The 23,192-nt window shown below is 70.3% G+C and carries 20 protein-coding genes; 18 read left to right on the forward strand and 2 right to left on the reverse strand.

The annotated features are described in order from the left end of the window. Positions 1 to 82 precede the first annotated feature (82 nt). The 5 genes from MRBLWH7_RS02210 to MRBLWH7_RS02230 are packed head-to-tail and all read left to right on the forward strand — an operon-like array spanning position 83 to position 5,091. Positions 83 to 1,144: a branched-chain amino acid ABC transporter permease gene (locus MRBLWH7_RS02210; protein ID WP_342001869.1), complete on the forward strand. Its 1,062-nt coding sequence runs from the start codon at positions 83 to 85 to the stop codon at positions 1,142 to 1,144. Continuing rightward, the gene (locus MRBLWH7_RS02215) at positions 1,141 to 2,766 is read left to right on the forward strand and encodes an AMP-binding protein (RefSeq protein WP_341998744.1); all 1,626 of its coding nucleotides are present in this window, start codon (positions 1,141 to 1,143) and stop codon (positions 2,764 to 2,766) included. The genes MRBLWH7_RS02210 and MRBLWH7_RS02215 overlap by 4 nt, the downstream gene beginning before the upstream one ends. 2 nt (positions 2,767 to 2,768) lie before the next feature. Then, on the forward strand, positions 2,769 to 3,440 hold the full coding sequence (locus tag MRBLWH7_RS02220) for a TetR/AcrR family transcriptional regulator (RefSeq protein WP_342001871.1): 672 nt from the start codon (positions 2,769 to 2,771) through the stop codon (positions 3,438 to 3,440). Beyond that, positions 3,437 to 4,192, forward strand: a complete 756-nt coding sequence (locus MRBLWH7_RS02225) for a 3-hydroxybutyrate dehydrogenase (protein ID WP_341998746.1) — start codon at positions 3,437 to 3,439, stop codon at positions 4,190 to 4,192. The genes MRBLWH7_RS02220 and MRBLWH7_RS02225 overlap by 4 nt, the downstream gene beginning before the upstream one ends. After that, positions 4,189 to 5,091, forward strand: a complete 903-nt coding sequence (locus tag MRBLWH7_RS02230; RefSeq protein ID WP_341998748.1) for an alpha/beta hydrolase — start codon at positions 4,189 to 4,191, stop codon at positions 5,089 to 5,091. The genes MRBLWH7_RS02225 and MRBLWH7_RS02230 overlap by 4 nt, the downstream gene beginning before the upstream one ends. Positions 5,092 to 5,215: 124 nt before the next feature. On the opposite strand, the gene MRBLWH7_RS02235 is transcribed toward MRBLWH7_RS02230, so the two are convergent. Beyond that, the gene (locus tag MRBLWH7_RS02235; RefSeq protein WP_341998750.1) at positions 5,216 to 6,004 is read right to left on the reverse strand and encodes an IclR family transcriptional regulator; all 789 of its coding nucleotides are present in this window, start codon (positions 6,002 to 6,004) and stop codon (positions 5,216 to 5,218) included. A gap of 108 nt (positions 6,005 to 6,112) precedes the next feature. Here MRBLWH7_RS02235 and MRBLWH7_RS02240 point away from each other — a divergent pair, with 108 nt between their 5' ends. Genes MRBLWH7_RS02240 through MRBLWH7_RS02250 form a run of 3 tightly spaced genes read left to right on the forward strand, consistent with a single transcriptional unit; the run spans position 6,113 to position 8,749 of the window. Beyond that, the gene (locus tag MRBLWH7_RS02240) at positions 6,113 to 6,913 is read left to right on the forward strand and encodes a CoA transferase subunit A (protein ID WP_341998752.1); all 801 of its coding nucleotides are present in this window, start codon (positions 6,113 to 6,115) and stop codon (positions 6,911 to 6,913) included. Position 6,914: 1 nt separating this feature from the next. Then, positions 6,915 to 7,568: a CoA transferase subunit B gene (locus MRBLWH7_RS02245; RefSeq protein WP_341998754.1), complete on the forward strand. Its 654-nt coding sequence runs from the start codon at positions 6,915 to 6,917 to the stop codon at positions 7,566 to 7,568. Further along, positions 7,565 to 8,749 (forward strand): acetyl-CoA C-acetyltransferase, encoded by a 1,185-nt coding sequence (locus MRBLWH7_RS02250; protein ID WP_341998756.1) that lies wholly within the window; start codon positions 7,565 to 7,567, stop codon positions 8,747 to 8,749. The genes MRBLWH7_RS02245 and MRBLWH7_RS02250 overlap by 4 nt, the downstream gene beginning before the upstream one ends. 56 nt (positions 8,750 to 8,805) lie before the next feature. On the opposite strand, the gene MRBLWH7_RS02255 is transcribed toward MRBLWH7_RS02250, so the two are convergent. Further along, the gene (locus MRBLWH7_RS02255) at positions 8,806 to 9,060 is read right to left on the reverse strand and encodes a hypothetical protein (protein WP_341998758.1); all 255 of its coding nucleotides are present in this window, start codon (positions 9,058 to 9,060) and stop codon (positions 8,806 to 8,808) included. Positions 9,061 to 9,196: 136 nt separating this feature from the next. Between MRBLWH7_RS02255 and MRBLWH7_RS02260 the strand changes: the two genes are divergently transcribed. From MRBLWH7_RS02260 to MRBLWH7_RS02305, 10 genes are all read left to right on the forward strand, one after another. After that, complete coding sequence (locus tag MRBLWH7_RS02260) at positions 9,197 to 10,642, forward strand: trehalose-6-phosphate synthase (RefSeq protein WP_341998760.1); 1,446 nt, start codon at positions 9,197 to 9,199, stop codon at positions 10,640 to 10,642. Further along, positions 10,639 to 11,418, forward strand: a complete 780-nt coding sequence (gene otsB, locus MRBLWH7_RS02265; RefSeq protein WP_341998762.1) for a trehalose-phosphatase — start codon at positions 10,639 to 10,641, stop codon at positions 11,416 to 11,418. Before MRBLWH7_RS02260 ends, otsB begins: the two co-directional genes overlap by 4 nt. A 61-nt stretch (positions 11,419 to 11,479) precedes the next feature. Beyond that, positions 11,480 to 13,198 (forward strand): dihydroxy-acid dehydratase, encoded by a 1,719-nt coding sequence (ilvD, locus tag MRBLWH7_RS02270; protein WP_341998764.1) that lies wholly within the window; start codon positions 11,480 to 11,482, stop codon positions 13,196 to 13,198. Positions 13,199 to 13,244: 46 nt separating this feature from the next. Further along, positions 13,245 to 15,050, forward strand: coding sequence for an acetolactate synthase large subunit (locus MRBLWH7_RS02275; protein ID WP_341998766.1), 1,806 nt, complete (start codon positions 13,245 to 13,247; stop codon positions 15,048 to 15,050). Positions 15,051 to 15,053: 3 nt separating this feature from the next. Continuing rightward, complete coding sequence (gene ilvN / locus MRBLWH7_RS02280; protein WP_341998769.1) at positions 15,054 to 15,563, forward strand: acetolactate synthase small subunit; 510 nt, start codon at positions 15,054 to 15,056, stop codon at positions 15,561 to 15,563. A 24-nt stretch (positions 15,564 to 15,587) separates the two neighbouring features. Continuing rightward, a complete protein-coding gene (gene ilvC / locus MRBLWH7_RS02285; protein ID WP_342001873.1) occupies positions 15,588 to 16,658 on the forward strand; it encodes a ketol-acid reductoisomerase in 1,071 nt (356 codons plus the stop codon). A gap of 126 nt (positions 16,659 to 16,784) precedes the next feature. Then, positions 16,785 to 18,620 carry a 5'-nucleotidase C-terminal domain-containing protein gene (locus MRBLWH7_RS02290; RefSeq protein ID WP_341998771.1) on the forward strand — a complete coding sequence of 612 codons (1,836 nt, stop codon included), beginning with the start codon at positions 16,785 to 16,787 and terminating at the stop codon, positions 18,618 to 18,620. A 251-nt stretch (positions 18,621 to 18,871) separates the two neighbouring features. Continuing rightward, complete coding sequence (locus MRBLWH7_RS02295) at positions 18,872 to 19,078, forward strand: hypothetical protein (protein ID WP_341998773.1); 207 nt, start codon at positions 18,872 to 18,874, stop codon at positions 19,076 to 19,078. Positions 19,079 to 19,160: 82 nt separating this feature from the next. Further along, positions 19,161 to 19,877 carry a copper homeostasis protein CutC gene (locus MRBLWH7_RS02300; protein ID WP_341998775.1) on the forward strand — a complete coding sequence of 239 codons (717 nt, stop codon included), beginning with the start codon at positions 19,161 to 19,163 and terminating at the stop codon, positions 19,875 to 19,877. Positions 19,878 to 19,956: 79 nt separating this feature from the next. Next, a complete protein-coding gene (locus tag MRBLWH7_RS02305; protein WP_341998776.1) occupies positions 19,957 to 23,190 on the forward strand; it encodes a metallophosphoesterase in 3,234 nt (1,077 codons plus the stop codon). Positions 23,191 to 23,192 lie beyond the last annotated feature (2 nt).

Here is a 23,192-nt window from a genome sequence, read left to right on the forward strand (position 1 = left end):
GGCTCAGGGGCCGGGCGCCGCCTCGGAGCGCAGCATCCGTCGCGTCATTCCCGCCGTTGTCGGCGTCGTGCTCGTCGCGTTCATGGCGGCGCTGCCGCTGCTCAACCTCTCGCTCCCGGGCATCCTGCCCACACCGACGTACATGCCGGGAACGCTTGCGCTGCTCTCGCTGTGCATGGTGTTCGCGGCGCTCGCGCTGTCGTACAACCTGCTGCTCGGATCCGGCGGGATGCTGTCCTTCGGCCACGCCCTCTACTTCGGCGCCGGCGCGTACGGGCTGGGCATCGCCCTCGAGCACTTCGGCGTGCCGCTGTGGCCGGGCGTCTTCATCGCCCTCGTCGGCGGCATGGTGATCGCCCTCGTCACCGGCGCCGTGTCGATGCGGGTCTCGGGCATCCCGTTCGCGATGGTGACGCTGGCGTTCGCGCAGGCAGGCTCCGTGCTGGTGCGCCGCAACTCTCAGGTGACCGGCGGCGAGGAGGGGCTGAGCCTCAACACCGCGCAGGTGCCCGACTTCCTCATCGGGGTCGTGAACACGCGCAACCTGTACTGGTTCACGCTCGCCGTTCTGGTGATCGTCTACCTCGTCGTCCTGTGGGTCGACACCTCGCGCCTCGGGCACCTCGCCCGCGCGACGCGCGAGAACGAGCAGCGCGTGCGCGTGCTCGGTCTTTCGCCGTACCGCGTCCGGCTGATCGTGTTCGTGATCGCCGCCGGGCTCGCAAGCCTCGCCGGCGTGGCGTACATGCTGCTGCAGTCGGGGACCGTCCCGCGGTCCGTGTCGGCCGACCTCACGATCACCGTCCTGGTGATGGTGGTGCTGGGTGGCGTCGGGTTCCGCTGGGGTGCCATCGTGGGCGGTGTGCTCTACACGCTGCTCGATCAGCGACTCACGGTGCTCGCCGGCTCCGACGCCGTCGCCGGGCTTCCCGACGTGCTGCGGATTCCGCTGTCGGAGCCGCTCTTCCTTCTCGGAGTCCTCTTCATCATCGTGGTGATGTTCCTCCCCGGCGGTATCGCGGGCACGCTCGACACCGCCGTCCGCCGCCGCCGCGGCGAGAAGGTGCGCGGGACGCTGCGACAGCTCGACGACGCCGAGCAGGCACCCGAGACGGCCGACGCGCCGGCTGAGGTGCGCGCATGACCTGGACCGCCGACCCCGATCTCGACGACGGACCGCACACCATCGGCCGGTGGATCGTCGACCGCGCGACGCGCTCGCCCGAGCGCATCGCCATCGACGACCGCGGCGTGACGGCGGACTATGCGACGCTGGCGGCCCGCGCGACGGAACTGGCCGAGGCGCTGCGGCAGGCGGGCTACGGGCCCGGCGACCGCGTGGCGACGGTGTCGGGCAACTCCACCGACCACGTCGTGGCGTTCTTCGCGTGCGCGATCGCGGGCATCGCCTTCGTGCCGCTGTCGTGGCGGCTCACGCCGCGCGAGCTCGCCGACGTGCTCACCCGGTCCGCTCCGGCTCTGGTGCTGATCGAGGACGAGCACGCAGCGCTCGCCGGCGAGGCGCTGCGTCTCGCGGACGGGATGCCGCGCGTCGCGGCGCTCGGTACCACAGGGGTGGAGGCATCCGTTCCCCGCGCAGCGAACCCTGTGCCGCGCCGGCCCGTGCGCGACGACGACCCCCTGCTCGTCATCTTCACGTCGGGCAGCGAGGCGGCGCCGAAGGGCGTCGTGCTGACGCATGCCAACTGCTTCTGGAACAATCTCGCCCTCGCGCAGGCGCTGCCGCTCACGCAGGACGACGTCGTGCTCGCGATGCTCCCGCAATTCCATGTCGCCGCGTGGAACTGCCAGCCGCTCCTGGCGTGGTGGGTCGGCGCGACCGTCGTGCTCGAGCGCTCGTTCCAGCCGGCGCGCGTGCTGCAGCTGATCGCGGACAGGCAGGTCACCGCGATGATGGGTGTGCCGACGCAGTACGCGCTGCTCGCGGGAGACCGCGAGTGGCGGCAGACGGATGCCTCATCCCTTCGCCTCGCCCTGGTCGGCGGCGCGACGATGCCGGCGTCACTGCAGGAGGCGTGGACGGAGCGGGGCGTGCCACTGACGCAGGGCTACGGGCTCACCGAGGCGGCGCCCAACGTGCTGCATCTGCCGGTCGCGGAAGCGGCCGAGGCGCCGGGCGCCGTCGGCCGGCCCTACCCGCACGTGTCGGTGCGCATCGTCGACCCGGCGACGCGGCTCGCGCTGGAGGGCGAAGCCACCGGCGAGCTGTGGGTGCGTGGTCCGAGCGTCTTCGCCGGCTACCTCGGCGACGACGACGCGACCGCCCGCGCGATGAGCGGCGAGTGGCTGCGCACCGGCGATCTCGCATCGCGCGACGCGTCCGGCGTGTACCGAATCGTCGACCGACTCAAGGACATCTTCATCTCGGGCGGCGAGAACGTCGCCCCGGCGGAGGTCGAGTACGCCCTCTGCCTGCACCCGCTGGTGGAGGCGGCCGCCGTCGTGGGCGTGCCGGACGCGGTGTGGGGCGAGCGCGGGGTCGCGTTCGTCGTGCCCGCCGGGGGAGCCGCGCTCTCGGCAGACGAAGTGCTCGCGCACGCGCGGCGCAACCTTGCGGCCTTCAAGGTCCCGGTCCATGTGGAGTTCGTCGACACGCTGCCGCGGTCGACGATCGAGAAGCTCGCACGATCCCGTCTCCGCGACGAGGCGATGCTGCTGGTCGAACCGCGCGCGGACCAGGAAGATCGTGCTGGGGAGCGCGCACCCGTAGTGGTGCGCGAGCGTACGAAGGGGGAATCCCGATGAGCATGTCCGACGAACTCGTCGACCAGGAAGAAGAGCTGGTGTCGTCCGCCACGGGCCGCCCGCTCACCAAACGGGGCGAGGCGACGAGGCGCCGCCTGCTCGAGGCGGCCGAGCTCGTGTTCGCCGAGCAGGGCTACCACGAGGCATCCATCGTCAAGATCACCGAACGAGCAGGGATCGGCCTCGGCACGTTCTACCTCTACTTCGACAGCAAGCAGACGATCTTCGAGGCACTCGTGCTCGACCTCAACCGTCGCGTGCGCCATTCGATGTCGGAGGCGATGGCCGGAGCCTCCGGTCGCCTCGAGGCGGAGCGCGCGGGGTTCGCCGGGTTCTTCCGGTTCACGGCGGCGCACCCGGCGCTGTACCGCGTCGTGCGGGAGGCCGAATTCGTCTCGCCCGAGGTGCTGCGCACGCATTACACGCGCATCGTCGAGGGCTACGAGGCCGGACTGCGCGCCGCGCAGGCGGCCGGTGACGTCGACCGGGCTCTGGACCCCGAGACGACGGCATGGGCCCTCATGGGCATGGGCGAGCTCATCGGCATGCGATTCCTGCTCTGGGAGCGCGACGCCGACGGCAAGCCGCCCGCACAGCTCGACCCGGTGGTGTTTGCCGGCATGACCCGGTTCATCGACAACGCGCTCGCGCCGCGAGCGGGAGAGACGGAGTGACGGTGGAGAAGGATCTCGCGGGCAAGCGCGCGCTGGTCACCGGCGGGGCGAGCGGCATCGGCCTCGCCTGCGCCCACGAATTCGCCGCGCGCGGCGCGCACGTCGTCATCGCGGACCTGAACGCAGATGCCGCGTCGGATGCCGCCACCGCCGTCGGCGGCGAGTCCTGGACCGTCGACCTCGCCGACACCGCCGCGCTCGACGTCCTGACGCTCGACGTCGACATCCTCGTGAACAACGCCGGGATCCAGCGCGTCGCACCGATCGCCGAGTTCGATCCGGACGCGTTCCGGCTCATCGTGCGGCTCATGCTCGAGTCGCCGTTCCTCCTCATCCGCGCGGCGCTGCCGGCGATGTACGAGCGCGGGTGGGGGCGCGTCGTCAACATCTCGAGCGCACACGGACTGCGGGCGAGCGCGTTCAAGTCGGCGTACGTCTCGGCCAAGCACGGTCTCGAGGGGCTGTCGAAGGTGACGGCGCTCGAGGGCGCGCCGCACGGCGTGACGAGCAACTGCATCAACCCTGCCTACGTGCGGACCCCCCTCGTCGAGAAGCAGATCGCAGCTCAGGCCAAGGTCCACGGCATCCCCGAGAGCGAGGTCGTCGAGAAGATCATGCTCACCGAGAGCGCCGTGAAGCGGCTCGTCGAGGCCGACGAGGTCGCCTCACTCGCGGGGTGGCTCGTGTCGGACAAGGCCGGCATGGTCACGGGCGCCTCGTACACGATGGACGGCGGATGGACCGCGCGATGAGCCACGCCTATCGGACGATCGACGTCCCCGTCGACGGCGGCGCGCTCCGCGCCGGCGTGTGGGAGCCCGCGGATGCTGCAGCCGACGCCCCCACCGTGCTGCTGGTGCACGGCGTCACGGCGTCGCACCTGGCGTGGCCGTTCGTCGTGGACCGCCTGCCGGGAGTCCGCGTCGTCGCGCCCGACCTGCGAGGACGCGGACGCAGCAACGGCATCGAGGGTGCCGCGGGGATGGCCGCTCACGCAGCAGACCTCGCGGCGCTGCTGGACGCGCTCGGAATCGAGCGCACGGTCGTCGTCGGGCACTCGATGGGCGGGTTCGTGTCCGTCGTGTTCGCGCACCTGTACCCCGAGCGCGTCTCGCGGCTGCTGCTCATCGACGGCGGGCTGCCGCTCGATGTCCCGGCTGGGCTCAGCACCGACGAGCTCGTCGCGGGCATTCTCGGCCCCACGGCGGCGCGTCTGTCGATGAGGTTCGCGGGCACGGATGAGTATCTCGACTTCTGGCGGCAGCATCCGGCGTTCACCGGCGTGTGGACGCCCGAACTCGAGCGCTACCTCGCGTACGACCTGGTCGACGACGGCGCCGGTGCCTTCCGCCCGGCGACCAGTTACGCGACGACCGCGGACGACACCGTCGACCTGAACGCGGGCACGTCGCTGCCGGCAGCGCTGGCCGGGCTGCAGCATCCGACCCGCCTCATCACCGTGCCGCGCGGCCTGCAGAACGAGCCCCCCGGCCTCTATGCCCCGGAGCACCTCGACCGGCTGCTCACGGTGTACTCCGGGGTCGAGCACGAGCGGGTCGAGGGCTTCAACCACTACACGATCGTCATGTCTCCCGCCGGTGCCGACGTGGTCGCGGCGGCTGTCCGCGAAGAGCTCGCCGCTCGCGTGTGATGGCTCATGCGTCAATCATTCAGGAACCGCGCCGTCGGACGGCAGTGCGGAGCGCCTTTCGGCGCCGGGTTTCCTGAATCATCGACGTGGCGCAGGCGGAACAACGCGCTCGCGTTGAAGGGCGTCACCGGGAGGCGGCGATGCGGGTGGTGAGCTGGTGTGCGTGGGCCAGTAGGGTGCGGCCGAGCTCGGGGAGGCGGTCCGGACCGAAGCGGAACTCGACGCCGGTGAGGCTCAGCGCCCACTGCGGGTGGCCCTCGCGCGTGAAGACCGCGGCGCCGATGCCGTAGGAGCCCTCGACGATGAGCCCGGGGTTCACGGCGTAGCCGCGCTCCTGCGTGTCGCGCAGGCGCGTCCGCAGGCGCTGCTCGCTGTGCGCGACACCCCATTCGAGCGGGAGCCCGGGGTGACGCTCGAAGTAGGCGTCCACATCGTGGGGCGGCAGGAAGGACAGGATCGCGAGACCGGCCGAGGCGACGCCGAGCGGGAACCGCACGCCCTCCGAGAGCACGAATGAGCGGATCGGAAAGCTCCCCTCCTCGCGCAGCAGGCACACCGTCTCGTCGCCCCGGCGGACCGAGAGGAACGCGCTCTCTTCGGTGCGCACGGCCAGCGAGCGCACGATGTCGCGCGCGACAGCGGTGATGTCGTATCGGGATGCCGCGACTGTGCCCATCAGATACAGCTCGGGTCCCGGCATCCATCGTCCGGTTCGCTCATCCTGATCGACCAGGCCTTCGTGGCGCAGCGCGGTGAGCAGGCGGTGCGTCGTAGGGCGCGTGAGGCCGGCGCGGCGGGCGAGTTCGGCCACCGGCATCCCGTTGTCTCCTCCTGACGTCACCAGGCGCAGGAGCTGGGCAGCGCGAGCGACCGACTGGGCTCCGGGAACACTGCGCTTCGAGGTGGTGTCCACAATATGGACGCTACGGGGCAGGGCGGCCACATGGCAAGCAGGGAGGTGGTGCGGTCGCTCGCGGAGCCGCAGGATGGACATCGAGCGACCGGAATGCAAAGGAGCACAATGATCGACAAGACCTGGGGTTCGGCGGCCGAGGCTGTCGCCGACATCCCCGACGGCGCGTCCCTCGCGGTGGGAGGGTTCGGGCTCTCCGGCAACCCCATCGCACTCATCGAGGCGCTGCTGGCGCAGGGCACGAGCGACCTCAGCATCGTCAGCAACAACTGCGGCGTCGACGACTGGGGACTCGGCATCCTGCTGAACGCCAAGCGGATCCGCAAGATGACCTCGTCCTATGTCGGCGAGAACAAGGAGTTCGAGCGGCAGTTCCTCTCGGGCGAGCTCGAGCTCGAGCTGACGCCGCAGGGCACGCTCGCCGAGAAGCTCCGTGCCGGCGGCTCGGGCATCGCCGCGTTCTACACGCAGACCGGTGTCGGCACGCAGGTCGCCGAGGGCGGACTGCCGCGCCGCTACGCCGCGGACGGCAGCGTCGCGGTCGCTTCCCCCGTCAAAGACGTGCGGAGCTTCGACGTGTCGGGCGCCCCGCGCGACTACGTGCTGGAGGAGGCGATCGTCACCGACTACGCCCTCGTCCACGCGCTCAAGGGCGACCGCCACGGCAATCTGGTCTTCAACAAGGCCGCTCGCAATTTCAACCCGCTCGCCGCGATGGCGGGGCGCGTCTGCATCGCCCAGGTCGAGCAGCTCGTGGAACCGGGCGAACTCGGGGCCGACAGCATCCATCTCCCCGGCATCTACGTGCACCGCATCGTGGAAGTCGGGTCGGACATCGAGAAGCGCATCGAACGGCGCACGGTATCGGTCGCTCAGGCCGCTGCGCGCGCGATGCCGGAAGGAGCCTGACATGCCGCTCACCCGCAACGAGATGGCCGCTCGCGCGGCCGAGGAGCTCGCCGACGGCGCCTACGTCAACTTGGGCATCGGCCTGCCGACGCTGGTGCCGAACTTCGTGCCCGACGGCGTGACGGTCGTGCTGCAGTCGGAGAACGGCATCCTGGGCGTCGGGCCCTACCCGACCGAGGAGAACGTCGACCCCGACCTCATCAACGCCGGCAAGGAGACGGTGACCACGCTGCCGGGCGCGGCCTTCTTCGACTCCGCGACGAGCTTCGGCATGATCCGCGGGGGCAAGATCGACGCCGCCATCCTCGGCGCGATGCAGGTGTCCCAGACGGGCGACCTCGCCAACTGGATGATCCCCGGGAAGATGGTGAAGGGCCCCGGCGGCGCCATGGACCTGGTGCACGGCGCCGCGAAGGTCATCGTGCTCATGGAGCACGTCGCGAAGGACGGCTCGGCCAAGATCGTGAACGAGTGCTCGCTGCCCCTCACCGGGCGCGGCGTCGTCGATCGCATCATCACGGACCTCGCGGTCATCGACGTGACGGATGCCGGACTGGTGCTGGTCGAGACGGCCCCCGGCGTCACGGTGGAAGAGGTCATCGCGGCGACCGAACCGGAGCTGACGGTCGCCGTCGGAGAGAGAATCGAAGCATGAACCACGACGACGTCGTCATCGTCGCCGCTGCGCGCACACCGCAGGGGCGGCTGAGGGGCCAGCTGGCTCCGCTCACTGCGGTGCAGCTGGGCAGCGCCGCCATCAAGGGCGCACTGGAGAAGGGCGGCATCCCCGCCGACGCCGTGGACGCGGTGCTCGTCGGCCAGGTGCTCGCGGCCGGTTCCGGGCAGAATCCCGCGCGCCAGGCGGCGGTGGGCGCCGGAATCGCCTGGGACGTCCACTCCGGCTCGGTCAACAAGGTGTGCCTCTCGGGGCTCACGGCGATCATCGACGGCGCGCGCATGCTCGCTGTGGGCGACGCGACCGTCGTGGTCGCCGCCGGAATGGAGTCGATGACCCGCGCCCCGCACCTGCTCATGGGCTCGCGCGACGGCTGGGCGTACGGCTCGATCGAGGTGCTCGACCACATGGCCTACGACGGCCTCACCGACGCCTACGACCGCGAGAGCATGGGCGCGTCGACCGAGCGGCACAACGAGCGGCTCGAGGTGACGAGGGAAGCTCAGGATGCTGTCGCAGCCAGGTCGCACCAGCGTGCGGCGACCGCGCAGACCGAGGGAGTGTTCGAAGCCGAGATCGTCCCTGTCGAGATCCCGCAGCGAAAGGGCGCCCCGGTCGTCGTGACGAAGGACGAGGGGGTCCGCCCGGAGACCACCGTCGACACGCTCGCTGGCCTTCGGCCTGCCTTCGCATCCGACGGGTCGATCACGGCGGGCAACTCGTCGCAGATCTCGGACGGCGCGTCGGCAGTCGTTCTGACCACGCGCTCACACGCCGACGAGAACGGCTGGGACGTGCTCGCGGTCGTCGGGGCGTCCGGTCAGGTCGCCGGGCCCGACAACTCGCTGCACTCGCAGCCGGCGCGCGCGATCGAGAAGGCACTGGCCAAGCAGGGCATCGCCGCGGACGACCTCGACATCGTCGAGATCAACGAGGCGTTCGCAGCGGTGGTGGTGCGCTCGCAGGCGGAACTCGGCCTCTCGGACGATGTGGTCAACCCGCACGGCGGCGGCATCGCGATCGGACACCCGATCGGTGCATCCGGCAACCGCCTCGTCGTGCACGCCGTGCACGAGCTGATCCGCCGCGGCGGTGGCACGGCGGCGGTCGCGCTCTGCGGTGGCGGCGGTCAGGGAGACGCGCTCATCCTCACGCGCTGAGAGAGGTCGTGATACGCAAGCGCCACGGGACCGGCAGGTCTCGTGGCGCTTCGGTGTCAGGACTCGATACGGCGCCTCAGCAGCTTCTTCTCGCGTCCGTGGACGGGGGAGTCGTTCGCGATGAGCTCGCCGCGCGAGGCGCGGCGGACGTCCACGATCGCGCCGATCGCGAGCGCCAGGGTGATGCCCCAGCTGAGCCACGCGAGCGCCATGCGCCATGTGAACGGCTCGTTCTCGCGGAGCCCTCTCATCAGCGTCAGCCCGCCCGTGATCGCGGTGAGGATGCCGGTGCCGAAGAGGTACTTGCGCATAGGGCCACGTTAGCGCGGCGCATCCCGGCATCGCGCCCCTTGACACAGCGCCGTGCGGCGCGTCAAGGCGCGACGGGGCTGTGAGCGGCGCTGTTAGCCTGGGCGTGCCGAGTCCACGAAACCGTCAGGAGACCGCGTGACAGAGCCCGTCCCGCCCGCCGCCCAACTCGTCGTCGTCGCCAATCGCCTCCCCGTCGACCGGGTCGTCGACGTCGCCGATGAGCAGGACTGGCGCCGCTCGCCCGGAGGGCTCGTGACGGCCCTCGAGCCGGTGATGCGGCGCGCCGACGGAGCGTGGGTGGGCTGGCCGGGCCAGCCTGACATCGAGGTCGAGCCGTTCGAGTTCGAAGGCACGCATCTGGTCCCGGTGTCGCTGAGCGCCGAAGAGGTCGAGCTCTACTACGAAGGCATGTCGAACGACACGTTCTGGCCCCTCTACCACGACGTGATCGCGGCGCCGCGGTACCGGCGCCTGTGGTGGGATGCGTACGTCAAGGTGAACCGCCGCTTCGCCGAGGCAGCCGCAGGCGTGGCCGCCGAGGGCGGCACGGTGTGGGTGCAGGATTACCAGCTGCAGCTGGTGCCCCAGATGCTGCGCGAAGCGCGCCCCGACCTCACCATCGGCTACTTCCACCACATTCCCTTCCCGGCATACGGGCTCTATTCGCAGCTGCCCTGGCGACGTCAGGTGCTCGAGGGCCTGCTCGGCGCCGACGTCATCGGCTTCCAGCGCGTGGCGGATGCCGGCAACTTCGCGCGCGCCGTGCGCCGGCAGCTCCGTTACCAGACGAAGGCGACCGGCATCACGGTGCCCGAGCCGGACGGCTCGACCCGCAACGCGCTCGCCAAGGCGTTCCCGATCTCGATCGACACCGGCTCGTACATCGAGCTCGCCGGACGCCCCGACATCATGGCCCGCGCGGCCGAGATCCGCGAGAGCCTCGGCAACCCGAAGAAGATCCTGCTCGGGGTCGACCGGCTCGACTACACGAAGGGCATCCGCCATCGTCTGAAGGCGTTCGGCGAGCTCCTCGAGGACGGCCGGATCGACGTCGAGGACGTCACCCTCGTGCAGGTCGCGAGCCCGAGCCGTGAACGCGTCGAGGCATACATGCAGCTGCGTGACGAGATCGAGCTCACCGTCGGCCGCATCAACGGCGACCACGACACGATGGGGCACACCGCCATCCGCTACCTGCACCAGGCGTACCCGCGTGAAGAGATGGTGGCGCTGTTCCGCGCCGCCGACGTCATGCTCGTGACGGCGTTGCGTGACGGGATGAACCTCGTCGCCAAGGAGTACGTCGCAGCGCGCACCGACAATCGCGGCGTACTGGTGCTGAGCGAGTTCGCCGGCGCCGCCGACGAGCTTCCGAGCGCCATCCGCATCAATCCGCACGACATCCACGGGATGAAGGAGGCGATCATGCGCGCGATCGAGATGCCGGCCGCCGAGCAGGGCCGCCGCATGCGGGCGCTGCGCAAGAAGGTCGTCGAGAGCGACGTCGCCAGCTGGTCGCGGTCCTTCCTCGACGCGCTCGACGCCGCGCGTGCGAGCAAGCGCGCGAAGGCCGGCGCATGACCGCAGCGGACGACGCGATCGCCCGGCTCGCAGCATCCGATCGCCTGCTCGTCGCCCTCGATTTCGACGGCACGCTGTCGCCGCTGGAGGATGAGCCGATGGATGCGCGGATGCTGCCCGCCGCACGGGACGCCGTGGACGCGCTGGTCGCGACGCCGGACACCATCGTCGCGTTCGTGTCGGGGCGGAGCCTCGTGGACCTGCGGGTCATCGCCGAGCACGGCGACGGTTCGAGGGAGCTTCTCGCCGGGTCGCACGGCGCGGAGTTCTGGATACCGGGCGAGGGCATCGCGAGCCACGGCGAAGACGAGGCGGGTGTCGCCCTGCGCGACGCGCTGCGGGGCCACGCGGAGGACGCCACCGCGCACCTCGAGGGCGTCTGGATCGAGCCGAAGACCTTCGGGTTCGGCGTGCACACCCGGCGCGCCACGACCGAGGCGGCCGCCGAGGCGAATCGCCTCGTCGACGAGATCGTCGCTGCCGAAGCGCCGCACTGGCGCCGCCGCACCGGGCACAACATCGTCGAGTTCGCGTTCCGGCACGAGGGCAAGGACTCCGCGATCGCCGAACTGCGCGAGCGCGTCGGCGCGACGGCCGTGCTCTTCGCCGGCGACGACGTCACGGACGAGGACGCGCTGGCGAGCCTCGGAGAGGGGGACGTCGGCGTGCGCGTGGGGGAGGGGCAGACCTCCGCCACGGTGCGGGTCGCCGACATCGCGGCTCTCGCGGCGCTGCTGCAGCGGCTCGCAGCGGCGCGTTCGCTGAGCCGGGCATAGGTCACGCCCCGCCTCCGTCACTCTGGGCGAGCGAGTCGCCGTGCGGGAATACACTGAACCAATGGCCCAGCCCGATTCGCTTGCTGACAACTCCATCGACATCAAGCCCCGCAGTCGCGTCGTCACCGACGGCATCGAAGCCACGACATCGCGCGGCATGCTCCGTGCCGTCGGCATGGGCGACGCGGACTGGGACAAGCCGCAGATCGGCATCGCGTCGAGCTGGAACGAGATCACCCCCTGCAACCTGAGCCTCGACCGGCTTGCGCAGGGCGCCAAGGAGGGTGTGCACGCAGGCGGCGGATACCCCCTCCAGTTCGGCACCATCTCGGTGTCGGACGGCATCTCGATGGGCCACGAGGGCATGCACTTCTCGCTCGTCTCGCGCGAGGTGATCGCCGACTCGGTCGAGACCGTCATCATGGCCGAGCGCCTCGACGGCTCGGTGCTGCTCGCCGGCTGCGACAAGTCGATCCCCGGAATGCTGATGGCATCGGCGCGCCTCGACCTGTCGAGCGTCTTCCTCTACGCCGGCTCGATCGCGCCCGGCTGGGTCAAGCTCTCGGACGGCACCGAGAAGGACGTCACCATCATCGACTCGTTCGAGGCCGTGGGCGCGTGCCTCGCGGGCAAGATGAGCGAAGCCGACCTCAAGCGGATCGAGTGCGCGATCGCTCCCGGCGAGGGTGCGTGCGGCGGCATGTACACGGCCAACACGATGGCCTCCGTCGCCGAGGCGCTCGGCCTCAGCCTCCCCGGCTCGGCCGCGCCGCCCTCGGCCGACCGCCGCCGCGACTACTTCGCGCACCGCTCCGGCGAGGCGGTCGTCAACCTGCTGCGCCAGGGCATCACGACGCGCGACATCCTCACCAAGGAGGCGTTCGAGAACGCGATCGCGCTGGCGATGGCGCTGGGCGGCTCGACCAACGTCGTGCTGCACCTCCTCGCGATCGCCCGCGAGGCCGACGTCGACCTGAGCCTGCACGACTTCAACCGCATCGGCGACAAGGTCCCGCACGTGGCAGACATGAAGCCGTTCGGCAAGTACGTCATGAACGACGTCGACCGCCATGGGGGCATCCCGGTCATCATGAAGGCGATGCTCGACGAGGGCCTGCTGCACGGCGACGCGCTGACCGTCACGGGCAAGACGCTGGCCGAGAACCTCGCCGACCTGAACCCCGGCCCGGTCGACGGCACCGTCATCCACTCGTTCGACGACCCGATCCACGCCAAGGGCGGCATCACGATCCTGCACGGCTCGATCGCTCCCGAGGGAGCCGTCGTCAAGTCCGCCGGCTTCGACGCGGATGTCTTCGAAGGCCCCGCGCGCGTGTTCGAGCGCGAGCGCGCCGCGATGGACGCCTTGGAGGCCGGCGAGATCGCGGCGGGCGACGTCGTGGTCATCCGTTACGAGGGCCCCAAGGGCGGGCCGGGCATGCGCGAGATGCTCGCGATCACCGCCGCCATCAAGGGCGCGGGGCTCGGAAAAGATGTACTACTCTTGACGGACGGCAGATTCTCAGGCGGCACAACCGGACTGTGCATCGGCCACATAGCACCCGAAGCGGTGGACGCAGGTCCCATCGCCTTCGTGCGCGATGGTGATCTGATACGGGTCGATATCGCGGCTCGCACTCTCGACCTACTCGTCGACGAGGCTGAGCTTGACTCCCGCCGCTCTGGGTGGGAGCCGCTTCCCCCGCGCTATACCCGTGGCGTCCTTGCCAAGTACTCCCGACTCGTGCGCTCCGCTGCGGAGGGCGCGACCACCGGTTGAGCCTGGCTTCCGACATCCCCTCCGACCCACTTCAGAGGAAATCACCATGTCAGCCGACACCGCTGCGGCCGTTCCCCGGCCGCCAGCCCGCACCGCCTCGACGCCCGTGCTCTCGGGCGCGGAAGCGGTCGTCCGTTCACTCGACCTGCTCGGAGTGACCGACGTCTTCGGTCTTCCCGGCGGGGCGATCATGCCCGTCTACGACCCGCTCATGGACGACGAATCCGTGCGCCACATCCTCGTCCGTCACGAGCAGGGCGCCGGTCACGCCGCCGAAGGCTACGCGGCGGCATCCGGTCGTGTCGGCGTCGCACTGGCGACGTCGGGCCCGGGCGCCACGAACCTCGTCACCGCCATCGCCGACGCGTACATGGACTCCGTGCCGATCGTGTGCATCACCGGCCAGGTCTTCTCCACCCTCATGGGAACCGACGCGTTCCAGGAGGCCGACATCGTGGGCATCACGATGCCGATCACCAAGCACTCGTTCCTGGTCAAGCGCGCGGAGGACATCCCGGGCGCGATCGCCGCGGCGTTCGAGATCGCGTCGACCGGACGACCCGGCCCCGTGCTCGTCGACATCACGAAAGATGCGCAGCAGGCCGAGGTGCCCTTCGTGTGGCCGCCGAACATCGACCTGCCGGGCTACCGCCCGGTGACCAAGGCGCACGGCAAGCAGATCCACGCCGCGGCTCAGCTCATCGCCGACGCCAAGAAGCCCGTCCTTTACGTCGGCGGCGGCGTGATCCGTGCTCGTGCGTCCGAGGAGCTCCGTTCGCTCGCCGAGACGACGGGCGCGCCGGTGGTCACGACCCTCATGGCCCGCGGCGCGTTCCCGGACTCGCACGCGCAGCACCTGGGCATGCCCGGCATGCACGGCACGGTGCCGGCGGTGCTCGCGCTGCAGGAGGCCGACCTCATCGTCGCCCTCGGCGCGCGCTTCGACGACCGCGTCACCGGCAAGGCCGCGCTGTTCGCCCCCTACGCGAAGGTCGTGCACGTCGACATCGACCCCGCCGAGATCTCGAAGATCCGCACCGCCGATGTGCCGATCGTGGGCGACCTCAAGGATGTGCTCGTCGACCTCGACGTCGCGTTCCGTGCGGTCAGCGGGGGCACCGAGCCCGACATCTCCGAGTGGTGGTCGTTCCTCGACGGCCTGCGCGACGAGTTCCCGCTCGGCTACACGCAGCCGACCGACGGGCTCATGTCGCCGCAGTACGTCATCAAGCGCATCGGCGAGCTGACCGGCCCCGAGGGCGTCTACGCCGCCGGCGTCGGCCAGCACCAGATGTGGGCCGCGCAGTTCATCAAGTACGAGCGTCCGAACGCGTGGCTCAACTCCGGCGGTGCCGGCACGATGGGCTATTCGGTGCCCGCCGCGATGGGCGCGAAGGTCGCCGAACCCGACCGCGTCGTGTGGGCGATCGACGGCGACGGCTGCTTCCAGATGACCAATCAGGAGCTCGCCACCTGCGCGATCAACAACATCCCGATCAAGGTCGCGATCATCAACAACTCGTCGCTGGGTATGGTGCGCCAGTGGCAGACGCTGTTCTACGACGGCCGTCACTCCCACACCGATCTCAACACCGGCCACGGAACGGTGCGCATCCCCGACTTCGTGAAGTTGGCGGAGGCGTACGGCTGCCTCGCGATCCGCGTGGAAAAGGAGGAGGACGTGGATGCCGCGATCCGTACGGCCCTCGAGACGAACGACCGTCCCGTGGTCATCGACTTCGTGGTGAGCGCCGACGCGATGGTGTGGCCGATGGTGCCGCAGGGCGTGAGCAACAGCTATGTCCAGTACGCGCGGGACCACTCGCCCGCCTTCGACGAGCAGGAGGACTGAGACATGACGAGTCACGTGCTGAGCCTCCTCGTGGAGGACAAGCCCGGTCTGCTGACGCGCGTCGCGGGTCTGTTCGCCCGTCGCGGCTTCAACATCGAATCGCTCGCGGTGGGTGTCACCGAAGTGCCCGGACTCTCGCGCATCACGGTCGTCGTGGACGTCGACGAGCTTCCCCTCGAGCAGGTCACGAAGCAGCTCAACAAGCTGATCAACGTCATCAAGATCGTCGAGCTCGACCCCGCTGCATCCGTCCAGCGCGAGCACATGCTCGTGAAGGTGCGCGCCGACAATCAGACGCGCTCGAACGTGCTCGAGGTCGTGAACCTCTTCCGCGGCCAGATCGTCGACTACGCGCCCGACGCGCTGGTGGTCGAGGTCACCGGCGACAAGGGCAAGGTCGACGCATTCCTGCGCGCGCTCGAGCCGTTCGGCATCAAGGAGCTGGCGCAGTCCGGCCTCCTCGCCATCGGTCGCGGCGGCAAGAGCATCACCGAGCGCGTGCTGCGCGGCTGAGGCCTCGCCACGCTCCGCCGCAGCATCCGACACTTTTCCAGAACCGATCAATCAAGGAGAAACACGAAGATGGCTGAGATCTTCTACGACGCCGATGCCGACCTGAGCATCATCCAGGGCAAGAAGGTGGCGATCGTGGGCTACGGCTCCCAGGGTCACGCGCACGCCCAGAACCTTCGCGACTCGGGTGTCGAGGTCGTCATCGCCCTCAAGGACGGCTCGAAGTCGATCGAGAAGGCGCAGGACGAGGGCTTCGAGGTGAAGTCCGTCGCCGACGCGGCCGAGTGGGCGGACGTCATCATGATCCTCGCACCCGACCAGCACCAGCGCGGGATCTACAACGACAGCATCAAGGACAAGCTGACCCCGGGCAAGACGCTCGCGTTCGCGCACGGCTTCAACATCCGCTTCGGCTACATCGACGCACCCGAGGGCGTGGACGTCATCCTCGTCGCGCCGAAGGCACCGGGCCACACGGTGCGACGCGAGTACGTCGCGGGTCGCGGCATCCCCGACATCATCGCCGTGGAGCGCGACGCGACCGGCAACGCGTGGGCGACGGCACTGTCGTACGCGAAGGCCATCGGCGGCACGCGCGCCGGCGTCATCAAGACGACCTTCACCGAGGAGACCGAGACCGACCTGTTCGGCGAGCAGGCCGTCCTCTGCGGTGGCGTGTCGCAGCTCGTCCAGTACGGCTTCGAGACCCTGACCGAGGCGGGCTACCAGCCGCAGATCGCCTACTTCGAGGTGCTGCACGAGCTGAAGCTCATCGTCGACCTCATGTGGGAGGGCGGCATCGCCAAACAGCGCTGGTCGGTCTCCGACACGGCCGAGTACGGCGACTACGTCTCGGGCCCGCGCGTCATCGACCCGCGCGTCAAGGAGAACATGCAGGCTGTGCTCGCCGACATCCAGTCGGGCGCGTTCGCCAAGCGCTTCATCGACGACCAGGACAACGGCGCCGTCGAGTTCCTCGAGCTGCGCGAGAAGGCCGCCGCCCACCCGATCGAGTCGGTCGGCAAGGACCTGCGCTCGCTCTTCGCGTGGAAGCAGCAGGACGAGGACTACGTCGAGGGTTCGGCCGCGCGCTGACCCCCTCACTGAAGGCCCGGTTCCCTGAGGGAACCGGGCCTTTTCGCGTTGCTGAGAGTTTCCTCATCCGGGGAGTCTTGTCGGCGCGCGTGGCCACATGGTTCGATCCTCGCCATGGGAGAAAACATGCCTGATCACGCGCCCGACCACGACCTCGGGACACCGGCGGAGAACCCGCCCCGTTCCGGTCTGAGCCGGCGCAATTTCCTCGTCGGCGTCTCCGCAGCGAGCGTGCTCGCCGCGGCCGGCTGGGTGCAGTCGCCCCATGCCATCGCCGCGTCCGGCGGAAGGTCGGTGACCATCACGGTCATGGGCACGTCCGACATCCACGCGAACGCGCTCAACTGGGACTACTACAGGGACGCCGCTTACAGCGACAGCGCGGGAAACACGATCGGGCTGGCCCGCGTGTCGAGCCTGGTGAACCAGATCCGCGCCGACCGGGGACGGGGCCGAACGTTGCTCTTCGACGCCGGCGACACGATCCAGGGCTCGCCGCTGGGCTTCTACTACGCGACGGTGGACCCGGTGACCGCCTCGGGCGCGATCCATCCGATCGCCGCGGCGTTCAACACCATCGGCTACGACGCCGTCGCGCTGGGCAACCACGAGTTCAACTACGGCCTCGACTTCCTCGACAACTGGATCTCGCAGTTGGATGCCCCGGCGCTCGCCGCGAACGCCGTGCACGCGGGGACGACCGACCCGGCGTTCCGGCCGTATGTCGTGAAGAAGATGAACATCCCCGGCTACAAGCCGATCCGCGTCGGCGTGCTCGGGCTCACCAACCCCGGTGTCGTGATCTGGGACAAGGCGAACGTGAGCGGCCGCATCGACGTGCTCGACGTCGTCGAGACGGCGGCGCGCTGGGTGCCGGTGATGCGGGCGGAGGGCGTCGACGTCGTCGTCGTGAGCGTGCATGCCGGCGACAGCGGTCTGTCGTCGTACGGCTCCGACATCCCGGTCGAGAACGCGTCCGCGCTGCTCGCGGAGCAGGTGCCGGGGATCGACGCGATCCTCTTCGGCCACGCACACCTCGACATCCCGCAGCGCTTCGTGACGAACAAGGTCACGGGCAAGCAGGTGGTCATGAGCGAGCCGAAGAACTGGGGACAGCGCCTCAGCGTGTTCGACCTCACGCTCACGATCGAGCGCGGCAAGTGGGTTGTCACCGCCGCGAAGTCGCTCACCGTCAACACGAACACCGTCGCGGACGACCCCGCGCTCGTCCAGGTCGTGAAGGCGCAGCACGATGCGGTGGTCGCGTACGTCAACACGCCGGTCGCGACGTCCACCGAGGTCCTCTCCGCCGCCGAGTCGTGCTGGAAGGACACCGCGGTCCTCGACTACGTCCACCACGTCCAGATCGATACGGTGTCGAAGGCGATCGCGGGCACGCCCGAGGCATCCCTTCCCATCATCTCGCTCGCGGCGCCGTTCAACCGCGCCGCGACATTCCCGGCCGGGCAGGTCACGATCAAGGACGTCGCGGGGCTGTACATCTACGACAACACCCTGCTCGGGTCGGTGATCACGGGCGCGCAGATCAAGGACTACCTCGAGTATTCGGCCAAGTACTTCCAGCAGGTCGCGCCCGACGCTCCTGTCGCACCCGCCACCTGGACCAACGCCCTCAGCACGCCGGACTACAACTTCGACCAGTTCTCGGGCGTCACGTATGACATCGACATCTCTCAGCCGCAGGGTTCCCGCATCGCGAACCTCGCTTTCGAGGGCGCCCCGGTCACGGCCGACCAGCGGTTCGTGGTGGCGATCAACAACTACCGGCAGTCCGGTGGCGGCGGATTCCCGCACGTCGCGACGGCACCCGTTGTGTACAACGCGCAGGTCGCGATCCGCGAGGCGATCGTCGCGTACGCCTCGGCGACCGGGGTGATCGACCCCGCCGACTTCCACGTCGAGAACTGGCGGCTCGTGCGCGCGGGCACGCCGGTGTTCTGACGCGTGCGGTGAAGGCCCGGCGCTCTCCGGGCGCCGGGCCTTCCCCTCGCTCCAGCACGCCTCGGCGAGATCGCCCGGCGCGACAGTTCGCCCCGCTCTCACGACGAATACCGGACCAGTGCCGGGCGCACCCGATTGCGATACCGGATGCCGCGACCCTGTGTTCACGGCCCTGCGTATCACCGCACCGCGACCGCAACTCACATCACACAGCCTCGCCAACCCGGGCGAGCATCATGAAAGGAACGGCCATGGACGGGAGCACCCTGACCTTCACGGCCGACCGGCTCGATCGCGAGCGGGCGGCCGCCCTGGATCGCGAGAACGAGATTCTCCGCAGCATCGCCGACCGCGGCGCGACAGTCACGCCCGAGAGCCCGGCGTCGCATGTCATCGCAGGCCTCGGCGTGTGGTTCCGCAGCCTCTTCGCGAGGCCGCGGCAGCTGCGATTCTCGTGAACCCGTCGGGACCCGCCGCCCGGGAGCGCGGCGGGTCTCACCATGTCTGCGGCGCGCGACGCGCCCGGACTAGGCTCACGACATGCCTGCGCCGCGCCCCGTCGAGATCGCCGTCCAAGACCCCGCCGGAGCTCGTGCTGCGATCGCCGCCGGAGCCGCGCGCCTCGAACTGTGCCAGGCATTGGACGTCGGAGGCCTGACGCCGTCGCTCGCGACTCTCGAGACGGTGCTGTCCGCCGTCGACCCCTCCACCGTGAACGTGCTGGTGCGTCCGCGCGGCGGCGGGTTCGTCTACGACCCCGACGAGGTCGCTCTCGTCTCGGCCGACATCCGCGCGTGCGTCGATCGTGGCGCAGGCGGCGTGGTCGTCGGCGCGCTGACTTCCGCGGGCGGTCTCGATGTCGACGCCCTGCGCAGATGGCGGGATGCCGCGGGCCCGGCGACCCTCGTGTTCCACCGCGCCGTCGACGCCTCCGCCGACCCGTCGGCCGTCTTCGACGCGCTGGTGGCCGAGCGCGTCGACCGCGTGCTCACCTCGGGCGGGGCGCCGCGCTCCATCGACGGCCTCGCGACGCTGGCGGCGTTCGCATCGCGTTCGGGCGACGTCGAGGTGATGGCGGGCGGCGGCGTGCAGCCGGCCGACATCCCGGCGCTGTTCGCGGCCGGCGTCGACGCGGTGCACCTGTCCGCGCGATCGCGCGTCGGCCACGACGCGCCATCCGGCCCGGGTGGCGGCTCAGCCGGGTACGACGCGACGGACCCCGCGCTCGTGGCCGAGGCCGTCGCCGCCGCCGGCTGAGACAACCGTCCCGCAGCTGTACACCGGATGAGCACCGGGGTGCCCGCGCCGGTTCACCTCGCCCGGTCACGGTCGGCTCGTGCGCGCCACGAACCGTGTGACCACATTCCTTGCGGCATCCCTCGTCCTCGTCGGGATCGCTGCGTCGATGGGCGGCCCCGCCGGTGCGGCGGAGGCACCGCGGGGTGTTGCGTCGACGGGCACCGTGTCGATCGCCGAGGTCTCGCCCGCGGGCGTCCGGGGGCCGACCTCCGGCTTCTTCGAGCTTGCCAATCCGGGGGAACACCCCGTGGACCTCACCGGGTACGCAGTCTTCCGCTGCGACGAGGAGGGGCTGCGCTCACGCCCGTCGGATCCTGAGGCGGACCTCGGCGGCGTCATCCTCGCCGCGGGGGAGCGGCGTGCGTTCCCCACCGCGCGCCTCGCGGAGCGCGGGTACGGGCTCGTCGTCATCGCCCCATCGGGCGAGACCGTCGACGCGCTCGCGGCGTACTCGGATGATCCCGCGCCGACGACGTCGGAGTGCGGCGGGGGTGTCGAGCTTCCCGTCACCACCGCCGCGGCGCTGGGGGAGAGCTGGCAGCGTGCAGGGTCGTCCGGCGACGCACGATGGGTGCGCGCGGTCGGAACCCCCGGCGAACCGAACCGGCTCGCGGACGTCTCCGGTGCGTCCGTGAGGGTCTCCGAGATCGCCGCGGCAGGGCCGGCCGGCCACGGCGACGACCTCGTCGAGCTCGACAACGACGGCGCGACCGGCGTGGACCTCGGCGGCTGGCGGCTGTACCGCTGCACTGCGACCGGAGCCGCGCCGACCGCGGCGCTCCAGCACGTTTTCGGCGCCGACACGGCGCTGGCGCCGGGCGAGCGCCTCGTGGTCGGCGGTCCCGCGTTTGCGCGACAGCCCGATGTCCGAGTGCCCACCTCTCTCGCCGACACCGCATACGGCGCCCTCCTCGTCGCCGCGGACGGGCGCAGGGTCGACGGCATCGGGGTGTCGTCCCGGGAGGACACCGCCTGCCAGACGGGACGCGACAAGGTGCCCTCGACGCTGGACTACCGCACCGGTCAGAGCTGGCAGCGGCAGGCGGACGGCGGCTTCGCGGTCGCGGTCCGCACGCCCGGCGAACCGAACGCAGTGCGCTCTGCTGTCGGCGCGGCGACCAGCGCGACGTTCGCGTACGGCGACCGGGTCGGCGTCGCGGTCAGCGAGATCGCGACGGACCCGGCGATCGACGGGATGCCGCGACGCAACTTCGTCGAGCTCGCGAACTTCGACGCGCGTGAGGTGGACATCTCGGGGTGGACGCTCGTCGCGTGCGGGGCCGACGGGTTCCGGCGGTTCGCCGACCTGGCCGTGGTGCCGTCCGGCACGGTGCTCGGTCCCGACGACACGTGGACGGCCGCCCTCGCGGGCACCCCCTACGCGGACGCCGCCGATGCCGCCTATGACGACGCGCTCGAGCTCGCGGGAGCGGGGGTATGGGTGGAGGACGCCTCCGGACGCCGCGTCGACAGCGTCGGGGTCTACCACCGCAACGAGATGGACAGCAGCGTGGACCGGGAGAGCCCGTGCACGAAAGGGCTCGCCCTCTCGACGTTCGCGGTCGACCGGCTGCGGGGAGAGACCCTGCAGCGCGCCGCGTTCACCGGCGACGACGCACGTGACTTCGTGCCGGCCGCCGCGAGTCCTGGCGTCGTCGCCGGAACCCGCGCGGTCTCCGCCGACGATGTGGTGGAGCGCGCGCTCGACCGAGCCCGGTCGGACGCGGCCGATTCCGCGATCGGCCGGGCCGCAGCATCCGTATCCGTTCCACAGGGCGGGGATGGAGTGCCGCTGGAGGTGATCGCGGCCCACGCCGGGTCCTCGTTCTCGCCCCGCACGAGCCGCAGCGCACCAGGCGAGCGGGAGGTCTCCGCAATAGAGCCGACCGCGCGTGACGACGCATACGACCTGCCTTACGTGCGGATGCGGGTTCGACTTCCCGAGAGCGGCGGCGCCGTCTCGTGGAGAGGTCGCACCGTCGGGCGCGCGGAGGTGCGTCTTTCGGTGTGGGTGGCGGAGTCGGGAACGGGATGGCGGGCACTCGACCACGCGGCGGGCGCGGCGACCGGGACGGATGCCGCCGCCACCGCGGCAGTGAGGCTCGAGGGCGTCGTACGTGCGGAGGAGATCGTCGACGGCACCGCCGACCTGCTGGTGCAGGTCGTGCCCGCCGCGGAGTCGCCGGCCGCCGCCGCGGACGGAATGGCAGACCCCTCGGACTACGACCTCGCGCTCGGCCACATCACCGACACGCAGTACTACTCGGAGGCGCACCCCGAGGTCTACGCCGGTGAGGTCGCGTGGCTCGCCGAGAACGCCGAGGCGCGCAAACTCGCCTTCGTCACCCACACGGGCGACCTCATCCAGAACTGGGTCGATCCCGGCCAGACGGAGGAGCGCGCCCGCCGCGAGTACGAGGTGGCGTCGCGGCTGCAGGGCGTGCTCGATGACAACGGCATCGCCAACAGCGTGCTCCCGGGCAACCACGACAACAAGCGCGGAGTGAGCAACGATCTGTTCAACGAGTACTTCGGCCCCGAGCGCTACCGCGAGCAGCCGTGGTTCGGAGGCTCGCTCGCCTCGGACGACAACAGCGCGAACTGGTCGTCGTTCGAGGCGGGCGGTGCGCGGTTCGTGATGGTCTCGCTTCCGTACGCCTACGGCGAGCGCGAGATCACCTGGGCCGAAGACGTGGTGGCTGCTCACCGGGACGCGAACATCGTCATCTCGACGCACGAGCACCTCACGCCGGCCTCCGCCGAGGACGACGCGGAGCGCTCGACCACGTCACGGTGGGTCTCGCACGGCGACCTGCTGTGGGAACGGGTCGTGGCGCCGAACCGCAACGTCGTGCTCGTGCTGTCGGGGCACTTCCACGGGCTCGGCGCGATCGTCACGGAGAACGCCGGGGGCATCCCCGGACACACCGTGCTCGAGGCGCTCGCGGACTATCAGGAGTTCCGCACTCCGACGGGGGAGCGGGCGACGGGGTTTCAGCGGCTGCTCCAGGTCGATCTCGCCGCCGGTGTGCTGGCCGTCGACACCTTCTCGGTGCCGCTCGGCGCGACCGCGAGCCATCCGTACGACTACACGCAGTTCCTCCCGGACGACGCACGCGAGGCGACGCCGTCGAACGAACGGCCGTGGCGGATCCTTGCGCAGGGGCTGCAGCACCGCTACACCGAGGAGGACGACGCCTTCGCCGTGCCGCTGGCGCTCCAGCACGCGAAGGCGGTGGAGACGGATGCCGTCACCCTGCTTCTCGACTGAGG

The organism is Microbacterium sp. LWH7-1.2, from assembly GCF_038397755.1.
Lineage (GTDB): Bacteria > Actinomycetota > Actinomycetes > Actinomycetales > Microbacteriaceae > Microbacterium.

Coding starts and splice junctions, on each gene's coding strand:
- MRBLWH7_RS02210 (WP_342001869.1), top strand. CDS start 83: ATGGCGGCGCTGCCGCTGCTCAACCTCTCGCTCCCGGGCATCCTGCCC.
- MRBLWH7_RS02215 (WP_341998744.1), top strand. CDS start 1,141: ATGACCTGGACCGCCGACCCCGATCTCGACGACGGACCGCACACCATC.
- MRBLWH7_RS02220 (WP_342001871.1), top strand. CDS start 2,769: ATGTCCGACGAACTCGTCGACCAGGAAGAAGAGCTGGTGTCGTCCGCC.
- MRBLWH7_RS02230 (WP_341998748.1), top strand. CDS start 4,189: ATGAGCCACGCCTATCGGACGATCGACGTCCCCGTCGACGGCGGCGCG.
- MRBLWH7_RS02240 (WP_341998752.1), top strand. CDS start 6,113: ATGATCGACAAGACCTGGGGTTCGGCGGCCGAGGCTGTCGCCGACATC.
- MRBLWH7_RS02245 (WP_341998754.1), top strand. CDS start 6,915: ATGCCGCTCACCCGCAACGAGATGGCCGCTCGCGCGGCCGAGGAGCTC.
- MRBLWH7_RS02250 (WP_341998756.1), top strand. CDS start 7,565: ATGAACCACGACGACGTCGTCATCGTCGCCGCTGCGCGCACACCGCAG.
- MRBLWH7_RS02255 (WP_341998758.1), bottom strand. CDS start 9,060: ATGCGCAAGTACCTCTTCGGCACCGGCATCCTCACCGCGATCACGGGC.
- otsB (WP_341998762.1), top strand. CDS start 10,639: ATGACCGCAGCGGACGACGCGATCGCCCGGCTCGCAGCATCCGATCGC.
- ilvD (WP_341998764.1), top strand. CDS start 11,480: ATGGCCCAGCCCGATTCGCTTGCTGACAACTCCATCGACATCAAGCCC.
- MRBLWH7_RS02275 (WP_341998766.1), top strand. CDS start 13,245: ATGTCAGCCGACACCGCTGCGGCCGTTCCCCGGCCGCCAGCCCGCACC.
- ilvN (WP_341998769.1), top strand. CDS start 15,054: ATGACGAGTCACGTGCTGAGCCTCCTCGTGGAGGACAAGCCCGGTCTG.
- MRBLWH7_RS02290 (WP_341998771.1), top strand. CDS start 16,785: ATGCCTGATCACGCGCCCGACCACGACCTCGGGACACCGGCGGAGAAC.
- MRBLWH7_RS02295 (WP_341998773.1), top strand. CDS start 18,872: ATGGACGGGAGCACCCTGACCTTCACGGCCGACCGGCTCGATCGCGAG.
- MRBLWH7_RS02300 (WP_341998775.1), top strand. CDS start 19,161: ATGCCTGCGCCGCGCCCCGTCGAGATCGCCGTCCAAGACCCCGCCGGA.